Genomic DNA, 13,908 nt, shown 5'->3' with positions numbered 1-13,908 from the left:
ATCCAAGAAGCCGTCCGCTTCGCCGACACCATCCACCACCTCGACACCCAAGGCGTCACCACCTACCTCGAACTCGGACCCGACACCACCCTCACGGATCTGGGTCAGCAGACCGCGGAGGACGGGGTCTTCGTGCCCCTGCTGCGCCGCGGCCGCCACGAACCGTCCGAGGCGGTCGCGGGCCTCGCGCGGGCAGCCGCCTGCGGTGTGGCCGTGGACTGGGAGGCGTACTACGCGGACAGCGACGCGCGGCTCGTCGAGTTGCCGACGTACGCCTTCCGGCGTGAGCACTACTGGCTGCTGCCCGAGTCCCGCACGGATGCCCGCAGCCTCGGCATCGACCCGGCGGGACACCCCCTGCTCGCGACATCGGTGGAGCTCGCCGACCGCGAGGAGCTGGTGTTCACCAGCCGTCTCTCGCCGAGCAGTCATCCGTGGCTGGCCGATCACGCCATCAACGGCACGGTGCTCGTGCCGGCCACGGCGTTCTTCGAACTCGCCGTGGCGGCCGGTGACCAGGCAGGTGCCGGTCGGCTCGCCGAGCTGACCCTGGAGGCACCCCTCGTGCTGCCCGAGGGGCAGGCCGTGCGGGTGCAGGTCGTGGTCGCCGCGCCGGACGCCTCGGGCCTGCGGCCGTTGACCGTGCACGCCCGGCCGGAGCCGGGGGACGACGAGCCGCAGCCGTGGACACGGTGCGCTTCTGGTGCCCTCGAATCCGGTGGCGCCACGGCGGCCGTGGCGGAGCTGCCCCGGCAGTGGCCGCCCGCCGAGGCCGTCGCAGTGCCGATGGACGGCGCGTACGAGCGCCTCGCGGACCTCGGTTACGAGTACGGGAGCGCGTTCCAAGGCCTGCGGGGCATGTGGCAGGCGCCGGGCCGTACGTACGCCGAGGTGGCGCTCCCGGCCGAACTGCGGGGCGACGCGGACCTCTTCGGCCTGCATCCCGCGCTGTTCGACGCGGTGCTGCACCCGGTCGTCCTGGCGGCGGCCGACATGAGCAGGCCCGAGGAGATCCGGCTGCCGTTCGCGTGGAGCGGCGGTGCGCTGCTCGCGTCGGGGGCCGCGGAGCTACGGGTCGTCATCACCGAGACCGGCACGGACACCGTGCGGCTCGACCTGTTCGACACCGCGGGGGCTCCGGTCGCGGTCGTCGAGTCGCTGGCGCTGCGTGCGGTCGCCAAGGACGCGGTCGCACCGGCGGCACAGGGGCCGGGTGACGCCCTGTTCCAGCTGGACTGGCCCGTCGTGACCGCGGCGGACGGCTCCGCGCTGCGGATCGCCGAGCTGGGTGACGCCACGGAGCTGCCCTCGTCGTACGACGCGGATGTGCTGCTCGTACGGATCGACGGCGAGGATTCCGACGCGTCCGCTCACCAGAGCGTGCGGCGCGCGCTGGCCGTGACCCAGGAGTGGCTCGGCGACGAGCGCTTCGAGGGCTCGCGCCTGGTGTTCGTCACCCGTGGTGCGGTCGGCGCGCTGCCCGACGACGAGGTTCCGGGGCTCGCCGGAGCGCCGGTGTGGGGTCTGGTGCGTTCGGTGCAGTCCGAGCACCCGGACCGCGTGGTGCTCGTCGACGTCGACGGGAGCGGCGAGGCGCAGGAGCTCGTCGCCGCCGCGGTGGCGACCGGTGAACCCCAGATCGCGGTGCGCAGCGGGGAGTTGCGGGTGCCGCGGCTTTCGCGGCGGACCGTCGGCGGGGACGCCGAAGCGCCCGAGTTCGACGCGGAGGGGACCGTTCTCGTCACCGGCGGCACGGGCGGTCTGGGCGCTCTGTTCGCCCGTCACCTGGTGACCGAGTACGGCGTGCGGCGGCTGCTCCTGACCAGCCGCCGCGGGCCGCAGGCACCGGGCGCCGATGCCTTGGCCGCCGAACTCGGCGAGCTGGGAGCCGACGTCACGGTCACCGCCTGCGACGTGAGTGACCGTCAGTCCTTGGAGGCGGCCCTCGAGGGGCACACCCTGACGGGTGTGGTGCACACCGCGGGCGTCCTCGACGACGCGACGGTGCAGTCGCTGGCCGAGGAGCAGCTGACTGCCGTGCTGCGGCCCAAGGCTGACGCGGCCCGGCATCTGCACGAGCTGACGGAGGGGCAGCCGCTGAAGGCGTTCGTGCTGTTCTCCTCGGTCTCGGGCATCACCGGCACCGCGGGCCAGGCCAACTACGCGGCTGCCAACACCTATCTGGACGCTCTCGCCGCGCACCGCCGTGCCCGCGGCCTGGCCGCGACATCCCTGGCCTGGGGTCTGTGGGACGGCACGCACGGCATGGGTGCGGACCTGGGCGAGGCGGATCTGGCGCGCTGGACGCGGGCCGGTGTCACGCCGCTCGACCCGGACACCGGGCTCGCCCTCTTCGATGCCGCGCTCGCGGGCGGTCCGGCCCTTGCCGTGCCCGCCAAGTTCGACCTGGGCCGGATGCGCGTCGCGGGTGGGCTGCCCGCCGCGCCGCTGCGAGGGCTGGTGCGCACGCGCCGTTCCGTCGCCAAGGCCGCACCGGCGGGCGCCGACGGCGCCTGGGCCTCGCAGATCGCGGCGCTGCCCAACTGTGAGGGGCTCGGCGCGGTCATGGAACTGGTGCGTACGGTCGTCGCCGGAGTGCTGGGGCACGCGAGCGCCGACCGGATCGATCCCGAACGGTCCTTCAAGGACATCGGCTTCGACTCGCTGGCCGGGGTGGAGCTGCGCAACCGGCTGATCGCCGCGACCGGGCTCCGCCTGCCCGCGACGCTGGTGTTCGACCACCCCTCGCCCACCGCTCTCGGCTCGTATCTGCACGGCAAGGTCGTGACCGGGGCGAAGCCCGCGGTGGCGCCCGCTCCCGTGCGGCGGGGCGCGGCGGACGAGCCGATCGCGATCATCGGCATGGCCTGCCGCTTCCCCGGCGGGGTGCGTTCGCCGGAGGCCCTGTGGCGGCTGGTGTCCGACGGCACGGACGCGATCAGCGAGTTCCCCGTCAACCGGGACTGGGACCTGGACGGCCTGTACGACCCGGACCCGGAGCGGACCGGCACGTCCTACACGCGGCACGGCGGGTTCCTGCACGACGCCGACGAGTTCGACCCGGCGTTCTTCGGGATGTCGCCGCGCGAGGCGACGGCGACCGATCCCCAGCAGCGGCTGCTGCTCGAGACGGCGTGGGAGACGTTCGAGAGCGCGGGCATCGATCCCGCCGTGCTGCGCGGCTCCCGGACCGGGGTGTTCGCGGGCGCCATGTACGACGACTACGCGTCGCGGCTCGCGAGGAGCCCCGAGGAGTTCGAGGGCTTCCTGCTCGCCGGCAACCTCTCCAGCGTCGTGTCCGGGCGCCTCTCCTACCAGTACGGGCTCGAAGGCCCCGCGGTGACCGTGGACACGGCGTGCTCGTCGTCCCTGGTGGCGCTGCATCTGGCGGCGAGCGCGCTGCGGCAGGGCGAGTGCGATCTGGCGCTCGCCGGTGGTGTCACCGTGATGTCGGGGCCCAACACGTTCGTGGAGTTCTCCCGGCAGCGTGGTCTGTCCGAGGACGGGCGGTGCCGCTCCTTCTCCGCCGATGCCTCGGGCACCGGCTGGGCCGAGGGCGTGGGGCTGCTCCTGGTCGAGAAGTTGTCCGACGCGCACCGCAACGGGCATCGCGTCCTGGCCGTCGTCCGCGCAACCGCCGTCAACCAGGACGGGGCGTCGAACGGTCTGACCGCGCCGAACGGGCCCTCCCAGGAGCGTGTGATCCGGCAGGCCCTGGCCGCGGCCGGGCTCCGCCCCGACGAGGTCGACGCCGTCGAGGCGCACGGCACCGGCACCAGCCTCGGCGATCCGATCGAGGCGCAGGCCCTGATGGAGACGTACGGACAGGACAGGCCCGAGGGACGGCCGTTGTACCTGGGGTCCCTGAAGTCCAACATCGGGCACGCCCAGGCTGCCGCCGGTGTGGGCGGCGTGATCAAGATGATCGAGGCGATGCGGCACCAGGTGCTGCCGCGCACCCTCCATGCGGAGAACCCCTCGGCGCACATCGACTGGGACGCGGGGGCCGTGGAGCTGCTCACCGAGGCGCGGCCATGGCCGGTCACGGGGCGTCCGGCCCGCGCCGGCGTGTCGTCGTTCGGCATCAGCGGCACCAACGCGCACGTCGTGCTCGAGCAGGCACCGGCCGAACCGGACGCCCCCGCGGGCGAATCGACGGACCTCGACGGTGGCGTGCTGCCGCTGCTCCTGTCCGCCAAGGACGACCGGGCGCTGCGTGAGCAGGCGGGGCGCCTCCACGACCACCTGGCCGGGCGGGCCGACCTGCGACCCGGGGACGTCGGGTTCACCTTGGCGACGGCTCGGGCCCGCATGGAGCGGCGCGCCGCAGTCGTCGGCGCGAGCCGGTCGGAGCTGCTCGAGGGCCTTCGCGTCCTGGCCGACGGCGAGCAGTCGCCGTCGGTGGTGCGCGCGGGGAGCGGCCGACGGGGCAGGACGGCGTTCCTGTTCACCGGGCAGGGCAGCCAACGCCTGGGCATGGGACGTGAGTTGTACGAGAGCAGCCCTGTGTTCGCCGCGGCCCTCGACGAGGTCTGCGCTCACCTGGACCGGGAGCTGCCGTATCCGCTCAAGGACGTGCTGTTCGCCCGGCCGGACTCGGCGAACGCGGCCCTGGTCGACCAGACGGTGTTCACCCAGGCCGCGCTGTTCGCGGTGGAGACCGCGCTGTTCCGGCTGGCCCGGCACCACGGCCTCGCGCCGGACTTCCTGATGGGCCACTCCATCGGCGAGGTCACCGCGGCGCATGCCGCCGGGGTGCTCGACCTGGCGGACGCGTGCACGCTGGTCGCCGAGCGCGGCCGTCTGATGCAGGCCGCGCGTGAGGGCGGCGCGATGGTGGCGCTGCAGGCAGGCGAGGAGGAAGTGCGGGCGCATCTCGCACAGTTCGACCCGCGGGCCGTGGCGGTCGCCGGGGTCAACGGGCCGCGGGCGACGGTCGTCTCGGGCGACGCGGATCTGGTCGCGGCGATCGCCGAGCACTGGCGGGAGCAGGGTCGCAGGACCAAGCGGCTGCCGGTCAGCCACGCGTTCCACTCCCCGCACATGGAGGAGGTGCTCGAGGAGTTCCGGTCGGTGGCCGCCACTTTGACGTATCACGAGCCGCGCATCCCGCTCGTGTCCAACGTGACCGGTGAGCGGGCCACCGCCGAGCAGCTGGCCTCGCCCGACTACTGGGCGACACACATCCGGGAGGCGGTGCGCTTCTTCGACGGCATCCGCTGGCTGGAGTCGCAGGACGTCACCGAGTTCATCGAGCTGGGCCCGGACGGGGTGCTGACCGCGATGGCGCAGGACTGCCTGTCCGAGGACCCGGGACTTCTCGTGCCGGTGCTGCGGTCGGGCCGGTCCGAGGCCGAGGCGTTCGCCGGGGCCGTGGCGCAGGCGCTGCTGCGCGGCGCGGACGCCGACTGGTCGACGCTGTTCCCCGGGGCGCGCCGCACCGATCTGCCCACCTACGCCTTCCAGCGCGGGCGTTACTGGCTCCAGGGTCCTGCGGCGGCGGGTGACGCGGAGGACTTCGGGCTCGGCTCCGCCGGGCATCCGCTGCTCGGTGCTGCGGTGCGCCTCGCGGACCGCGACGCGTATCTGCTGACCGGCCGGATCGCGCGGCACGGCCACGGCTGGATCGCCGACCACGCCGTGCAGGGCCTGGTGCTCGTGCCCGCCACCGGCCTGCTGGAACTGGTGCTGCGCGCCGGTGAACACGTCGGCTGCGCCCACGTCGTGGATCTCACCCTGGCCGCACCGCTCGTCCTGCCCGAGCAGGGTGGCGTGCAGGTGCAGGTCGTCGTGGGTGAGCCCGACACGGCGGGTGGCAGGCCGGTCACCGTGTACGCGAGGGCCGAGCGGGACGGCGCGGACGCGCCGTGGACGACGCACGCCGAAGGCCTGCTCGCCGGTGACACGGAACCCGGGTCGGGGCTCATGTCCTGGCCTCCCGTGGACGCCGACGAGGTGGACCTCGACGGTGTGTACGAGCGGCTCGAAGCCGACGGGTACGGCTACGGTCCCGCGTTCCGCAACCTGCGGCGCGTGTGGAAGGGGCAGGGCGAGCTGTTCGCGGAGGTCTCCCTGGGCGAGGAACTGCGCTCCGGGGCCGCCCAGTTCGGCCTGCATCCGGCGCTCCTCGATGCCGCCCTGCATCCGCTGCTGCCGGGTGTCGTGGAGGAGGGCGGCACGTCGTGGCTGCCGTTCGCCTGGTCCGGGGTGAGCCTGTACGCGACCGGGGCCACGCATCTGCGGGTGCGTCTCACCCTGGTCGGTGACGGGGACGATTCCCTGCAGACCCGGCTCACGGTCGCCGACGGCACCGGCGCCCCGGTCGCGGCCGCCGATTCGCTGCTCCTGCGGCCGCTGTCGAAGGGGGCCCTGCGTGAGGCAGGCGCCGCCGCCTCACGGGACGGTCTGCTGCGCATGAGCTGGACCGAGACACCGTCCATCGCCAGCGCCGTCGGTACGGCGGACTGGGCCGTGCTCGGCGACGGTCCCGCGGGGCTCGGGGTCGACGTGGTGTACGCCGACCCCGCCGCGCTCGGCGCCGATCTCGACGCGGGGCGTGCGGTGCCGCCGGTGGTGGTGCTGCCCGCGCTCGCGGCTCCGGGCGACGCCGGCGACGACCTGCCCGAGCGGGCCCGTCGTGCCGTCGGACGGACGCTGGGCACGCTGCAGGCGTGGCTGGCCGACGAACGGGTCGCCGGATCCCGCCTGGTGGTCGTCACCCGGGGCGCGGTGGCGGTCGGCGCCGAGGACGTGCCCGACCTGGCGCATGCCGGGGTGTGGGGTCTGGTCAGGTCCGCGCAGACGGAGAACCCGGACCGGATCACGCTCGTCGACCTCGACCCGGGCGACACCGGCGGTGCGACGGCCGACGCGCTGGCCGCGGCGGTGGCGAGCGGCGCATCGCAGGTGGCGGTACGCGGCGGTGCGCTGTCCGTGCCACGCCTGGCCCGCACCGGCAGGACGGCCGACGCACAGGAGCCGCGCTGGGACCGCGGCACGGTCCTGATCACCGGCGCCACGGGCACGCTCGGCACGGTGCTCGCCCGGCACCTGGTCACCGAACACGGCGCACGCAGGCTCCTGTTGCTCAGCCGGCGAGGCCCGGACGCCCCGGGCGCCGCCGAGCTGCGTGAGGAACTGACCGGACTGGGTGCCGAGGTCGCCATGGCGGCCTGTGACGTGACGGACCGGGATTCCCTCACCGGGGTCCTGGAGACCATCGGGCAGGAGCATCCGCTGACCGCGGTCGTGCACACGGCGGGAGTTCTCCAGGACACCACGGTCGGGCAGCTCACGGCCGAGCAGCTGGAGCGGGTGATGCGGCCGAAGGTGGACGCGGCCTGGCATCTGCACGAGCTGACGCGGGATGCGGACCTGACCGCGTTCGTCCTGTACTCGTCGGTGGCCGGTCTGGTCGGCACCGCGGGCCAGGCCAACTACGCGGCGGGCAACACGTTCCTGGACGCCCTCGCCGCCCACCGCCACGCCGACGGCCTGCCCGCCACCTCGCTCGCCTGGGGTCTGTGGGGCGAGAGCAGCACCATCTCCGGCGGGCTCGACGACACGGACCTGCGGCGCCTGGCCCAGCTGGGGCTGCTGCCGCTGGCCACCAAGGACGCCATGGACCTGTTCGACGCGGCGCCCGCCACCGGCGAGGCCGTGCTCGCGGTCAGCCGTCTCGACGTGGCGGCCCTGCGGGCCCGTGGCGCCCAGCTGCCGGCGACGCTGCGGTCCTTGCTGCCCTCGTCGCGGCGTACGGCCACGGCGAGTGCGGCGGCCGCGGGTGCGGCCGAGGAGCCGCTGTCCGTACGGCTCGCGCAGCTCGCCGACGGCGATCGGGAGCGGTTCCTGACCGATCTCGTGCGCACCCAGGTGGCCGCCGTCCTCGGGCACGGGGATCTGGGCGCCATCGAGCCCGACCGGGCGTTCCAGGAGCTCGGCTTCGACTCGCTGACCGCGGTGGAGCTGCGCAACCAGGTGAACCGGGCGACCGGTCTCCGGCTTCCCACGACGCTTGTCTTCGACCATCCGTCGCCGCAGGCGCTGGCCCGGTACGTGCTGGGTGAACTGGCCGTCGAGGAGTCGTCGGCCGCGGATCCCGTCCTGTCCTCCCTCGACGGCCTCGAGGCGGCGATCGGTTCGGCCGCCCCCGACCAGGAGGCGCGCGACCGCATCACCGTCCGGCTCCGGGAACTGCTCGAAGCGGCCGAGGCCGCGGGCCGCCCCGACGGCGGCTCGCAGGAGGCCGGGGACGACACGGACCTGGACGCGGCCAGCGACGAGGAGCTGTTCGCGCTCCTGGACGAGGGCGAGTGATGGCCGGCGGATCCCGTCCTGCGGCCACGGCCGCCGAGCCCGCAGGGCGCTGCCCGGCACCACCGCCGACGGCGCGGACCTCGGTCCGCGGCACATCGCCCACGTACACCGCACACACCGACATCCGGGAGCTGAATTCACGTGGCTGACGAGGCGCAACTCCGCGACTACCTCAAGAAGGCCATCACCGACGCACGCGACGCCAAGCGACGCCTGCGGGAGGCCGAGGACAGGGCGCGCGAGCCGATCGCGGTCGTGTCGATGGCCTGCCGCTATCCGGGCGGCGTGGCCTCGCCCGAGGACCTGTGGGACCTGGTCGCCAAGGGAACGGACGCGGTGTCCGGCTTCCCCGCCAACCGCGGCTGGGACCTGGAGCGCCTGTACGACCCCGACCCGGACAAGGCCGGCACGTCGTACGCCCGCGAGGGCGGATTCCTGCACGACGCGGACCAGTTCGACCCCGAGCTGTTCGGGATGTCGCCGCGCGAGGCGCTCGCCGCGGACCCGCAGCAGCGGCTGCTCCTGGAGACCGCGTGGGAGACCTTCGAACGGGCCGGACTTGACCCGCAGTCGCTGAAGAGCAGCCGTACGGGTGTGTTCGCGGGCGTCATGTACAACGACTACGGCTCGCGGCCGCACCTGCCGCCGGAGGGCTTCGAGGGGTATCTGTTCAGCGGCAGCGCGGGATCCATCGCGTCGGGCCGGCTCTCGTACACCTTCGGCCTCGAAGGGCCCGCCGTATCGGTGGACACGGCCTGCTCGTCGTCCCTGGTGGCCCTGCACATGGCGGCGAACGCGCTGCGCCGCGGCGAGTGCGACCTGGCTCTCGCGGGCGGTGCGACCGTGATGTCGACGCCGGTGGCGTTCGTGGAGTTCTCCCGTCTTCGCGGGCTCGCGGCCGACGGGCGCAGCAAGTCCTTCGCCGCGTCCGCGGACGGCACCGGCTGGGCCGAGGGGGTGGGCCTGCTGCTCGTGGAGCGGCTCTCGGACGCCCGCCGCAACGGGCACGACGTGCTCGCGGTGATCCGCGGCTCGGCGGTCAACCAGGACGGCGCGTCCAACGGCCTGACCGCGCCGAACGGTCCCGCGCAGGAGCGCGTCATCCGGCTTGCGCTCGCGGACGCCGGACTGACCACGGCGGACATCGACGCCGTCGAGGCGCACGGCACCGGCACCCGGCTCGGCGACCCCATCGAGGCGCAGGCGCTGCTCGCCGTGTACGGCAAGAACCGGCCCGAGGGCCGGCCCCTGTATCTGGGGTCGCTGAAGTCCAACATCGCGCACGCGCAGGCCGCGGCCGGCGTCGGCGGCATCATCAAGGTGATCCAGTCGATGCGCCACGGTGTGCTGCCCAGAACCCTGCACGTGGACGAACCCACGCCGATCGTCGACTGGTCGGCGGGCGACGTCGAGATCCTCACCGACGCACGTACCTGGTCCACGGCGGAGAACAGGCCCCGGCGGGCCGCCGTGTCCTCGTTCGGCTTCGGCGGCACCAATGCCCACGTCATCGTCGAGGAGGACCGGCCTCCCGTGGCGGACGAGGCGGCCGAGGCCGTCGAGGCGGAGGGGGCGCCGCAGGCGCAGCCGTCCGTGGTGCTGCCGGGAGCGGTGCCGTGGCTGGTGTCGGGCAAGACCGTGGGGGCGCTGCGCGACCAGGCGGCGAGGCTGTACTCGTACGTCAACGCGGCGGAGGAACTGGCCTGCCCCGACGTCGGGTTCTCCCTGGCCACCGGGCGGGCCGCCCTCGACCACCGGGCGGCGATCACCGCCGCGAGCCGTGACGAACTGCTCGCCGGGCTGCGGGCGCTGTCCCAGGACGCCGCGCACCCGACCCTGATCCGGGGCACGCGCGGCAACGGCCGCACGGCGTTCCTCTTCACCGGGCAGGGCGCCCAACGTGTGGGCATGGGAAAGGAGTTGGCGCAGGCTTTCCCGGTCTTCACCGAGGCGCTCACGGCGGTGGCGGCGGCGCTCGACCCGCACCTGGACCGGCCGGTCCTCGACGTCATCGCCCGGGGTGACGAGCTGGATGCCACCGGGTTCACACAGCCCGCCCTGTTCGCCGTCGAGGTGGCACTCTTCCGGCTGGTCGAGTCGTGGGGCGTCAAGCCCGACCACCTCGCGGGACACTCCATCGGCGAGCTCGCCGCCGCGCACGTCGCCGGGGTGCTCTCGCTGGAGGACGCCGCGACCCTGGTCACGGCGCGGGCCCGGCTGATGCAGGCGCTGCCGTCCGGCGGCGCGATGGTCGCCGTGCAGGCCACCGAGGAGGAGGTGGCACCCCTGCTCGCCGGGCGCGAGGCGGAGGTGGCGCTCGCGGCGGTCAACGCGCCGCAGTCCCTGGTGCTCTCCGGCGACCAGCACGCCGTGCACGCCATCGCCTCGCAGCTCGAGGAGCAGGGGCGCAAGTCCAAGCGCCTCACGGTCAGCCACGCCTTCCACTCGCCGCACATGGAGCCGATGCTGGCCGAGTTCCGCAAGGTGGCGGCCACGCTGACGTACCGCACGCCGCGCATCCCCATCGTGTCCACGCTGACCGGTGAGACGGCCGCCGGCGACGACCTGACGACCGCCGACTACTGGGTGCGGCAGCTGCGCGGCACCGTGCGTTTCGCCGACGCGCTGCACACCCTGGAGGCCGAGGGCGTCACCAGCACCCTCGAACTCGGCCCTGACCCGGTGCTCACCGCCCTGGCGACGGCCACCATGACGTGCGCGGTGCCGCTGCTGCGCCGCGACCGGCCCGAGCCGTCCTCGGCCACCGCCGCGATCGCCGCCCTGCACACCCATGGCTCGCCCGTCGACTGGCGGGCCTACTACGGGCCCACGGGGGCGCGCCGGGTTCCGCTGCCCACGTACGCCTTCCAGCACCAGCGCTACTGGCTGGACGCTCTGCCCGCCAAGTCCGGTGCCCTGGAGTGGGGTGCGGAAGGGCATCCGCTGCTCGGCTTCCCCATCACCGTGGCCGGCACCGGGCAGACCGTGTTCACCAGCCGGGTGTCCCCGCGCACCCATCCGTGGCTCGCCGACCACCAGGTGCTCGGCCGCACCGTCCTGCCGCCCGCCGCCCTGGTGGAGCTGGCGGTGCGCGCCGGTGATCTGGTGGGCCGGTCCACGGTGGCGGAACTGGAGCTGCGCGCCCCGCTCGTCCTGCCCGACGAGGGCGCCGTGCAGGTGCAGTTGAGGGTCGACGCGCCGGACGAGGCCGGTGCACGGCAGCTGACGGTGTGGGCGCGGCCCGATGACCCCGAGGCCGAGTGGACACTGCACGCCGAGGGGCACTACCTCGATGGTCCGGCCGACACCCCTGCCCCCTCTGCGGCACCGGGCGAGGGCGGTGCGACCAGCGCGGCACGGCTGCCCACCGAGCTGCACTCGGAGGCGGGCACCTACGGCCTGCATCCTGTGCTCCTGGACGCCGCGCTGCCGGGGTTCACCGCCGAGCCCGGCGCGGACGGGGTGCGGATGCCCGCGCGCTGGTCGGGGATCCGGCTGTACGCCACCGGTGCCACCGCCGTCGAGGCCGATGCCGTGCCGCTCGGCGAGGACATGGTGGCGCTCCGGCTGACGGACCCGTCCGGAGGGCTGATCGCCACGGTCGACTCGGTCACGTACGGCGAGGTTCCCGCGGAACGGTTCGCCGCCGCGGCCGGCACGGGCCGGGACGTGCTCTTCGAGCCCGCCTGGGTGCCCGCGTCCCTGCCCGCGCGGGGCGAGGACCTGGTCTGGGCGACGATCGCCCAGGACGGCGGACCGGACGAGGGAGTCGGCGCCGCGGAACGTTTCGACAGCATCGGCGCCGTCGCCGACGCACTCGCCTCCGGGCGGCCCGTGGACGCCGTGCTGCTGCCCTGGCCCGCCACTGACGGCACCCCGGACGTCGCCGTGCGCGCCGCGACCACGCGTGCCCTGGAGACCGTGCACGAGTGGCTCGGCGACGACCGTCTGGAGGGGACGCCTCTGGTCGTGCTGACCTCCGGCGCCGTCGCCGCGAGCGAGGCGGAGGACGTCACCGACCTCGCGGGGGCCGCCGTCTGGGGTTTCCTGCGGTCGGTGCAGTCCGAGGCCCCCGACCGGTTCGTCATCGCCGACACCGACGGCGGCCCCGGCGATGCCGTGCGCTCCCTCGGGCCCGTGGTCTCCAGCGGCGAGCCGCAGGTCGCGGTGCGCGGCGGTACCGTCCTCGTGCCGCGGCTCAAGCGGCTGCCCGCCGAGGGCGGTGCGGCGCCGGACTGGGACGCGGACGGCACCGTCCTGATCACCGGAGGCACGGGTGCGCTCGGCTCCGAGTTCGCCCGGCACCTGGTCGCGACGCACGGCGTCAAGCACCTGCTGCTGGCGTCTCGCAGCGGTGAAAGGGCCGACGGAGCGGCGGAGTTGACCGACGAGCTGCGCGGCCTGGGCGCCGAGGTGACCTTCGCGGCCGTCGACGTCGCGGACCGCGAAGCACTCGCCGCGGTCCTCGCCGGCGTCCCCGCCGACCACCCCCTGACCGCGGTCGTGCACACGGCGGGCGCCCTGGACAACGGCCTGGCCCGCGGGCTCGACGTCGCACAGTTCGACACCGTACTGCGGCCCAAGGCGGACGCCGCATGGCACCTGCACGAGCTGACCCGTGACGAGAACCTGGCGGCGTTCGTCCTGTTCTCCTCCGCCGTGGGCATTCTCGGCGCGCCGGGACAGGCCAACTACGCCGCCGCCAACGCGTTCCTCGACGGTCTCGCCGCACACCGTCACGCCCATGGGCTGCCCGCCACGTCGATCGCGTGGGGCGTGTGGGAGCAGAACGCCGGGATCAACGCGCGGCTCGACGAGAAGGACCTCAACCGCCTTGCTCTGGGCGGCTTCCGGCCGATCGCACGCGCCGAGGGCCGGACCTTGTTCGACCGGGCCACCGGGGAGGGCCGTGCCGCGCTGGTCGCCCTGCCGATGGATCTGGCGGCGGTGCGCTCGCAGTCACGGCTCCCGGCGCCGCTGCGCGACCTGGCCGGTGCGGGTGGCCGTCGTGTCGCCCGCTCCGCGGCCCCCGACACGCCCGCAGCGGCTCACCTTCCCGCCCGGCTCGCCGAGTTGACCGAACGGGAGCAGGAGCAGCTCCTCTTCTCCCTGGTACGCGTGGACGTGGCCGCCGTGCTCGGGCGCACCGACCCCGAGAGCATCGAGCACGACCGGGCCTTCCAGGAGCTCGGCTTCGACTCGCTGACGGCCGTGGAGCTGCGCAACCGGCTCGGCACGGTGACCGGTCTTCGACTGCCGCTCACGCTCGTCTTCGACCATCCGAACCCCGCGGCACTCGCCGCCTATCTACGGGAGCGCCTCACCCCTCGGGAGCCCGACACGCAGCAGGTCCTCCTGACGGCGCTCGACGAGCTCGAGGGTCTGGTACCGGCCGTCGACGGCGACGCGGGCGCCTGGTCCACAGCCGTCTCCGCACGCCTGCGCGCCCTGCTCGGCCGCATCGAGTCCGCCGCGGCGGACGAGACCGGCGAGAGCGACGCGGCCGAGGCGCTCGCCTCGGCGTCGGTGGACGAGATCTTCAGCTTCATCGACAACGAACTCGGCTCCACCGGCCACTGATCCGCACCTTCC

Annotated in this window: 2 protein-coding genes; both read left to right on the top strand. The window is 74.2% G+C overall.

The features are described 5' to 3' along the window. A partial coding sequence (locus ABZ833_RS44840) for a type I polyketide synthase (protein ID WP_361059664.1) occupies window positions 1–8,316 on the top strand: 8,316 nt, incomplete at its 5' end. A 141-nt stretch (window positions 8,317–8,457) separates the two neighbouring features. Next, window positions 8,458–13,896 carry a type I polyketide synthase gene (locus ABZ833_RS44835; RefSeq protein ID WP_361059661.1) on the top strand — a complete coding sequence of 1,813 codons (5,439 nt, stop codon included), beginning with the start codon at window positions 8,458–8,460 and terminating at the stop codon, window positions 13,894–13,896. Window positions 13,897–13,908 lie beyond the last annotated feature (12 nt).

This window comes from Streptomyces sp. NPDC047525 (genome assembly GCF_040643025.1).
Taxonomy (GTDB): domain Bacteria; phylum Actinomycetota; class Actinomycetes; order Streptomycetales; family Streptomycetaceae; genus Streptomyces; species Streptomyces durmitorensis.
This window is presented reverse-complemented; position numbering and strand designations above follow the sequence as displayed.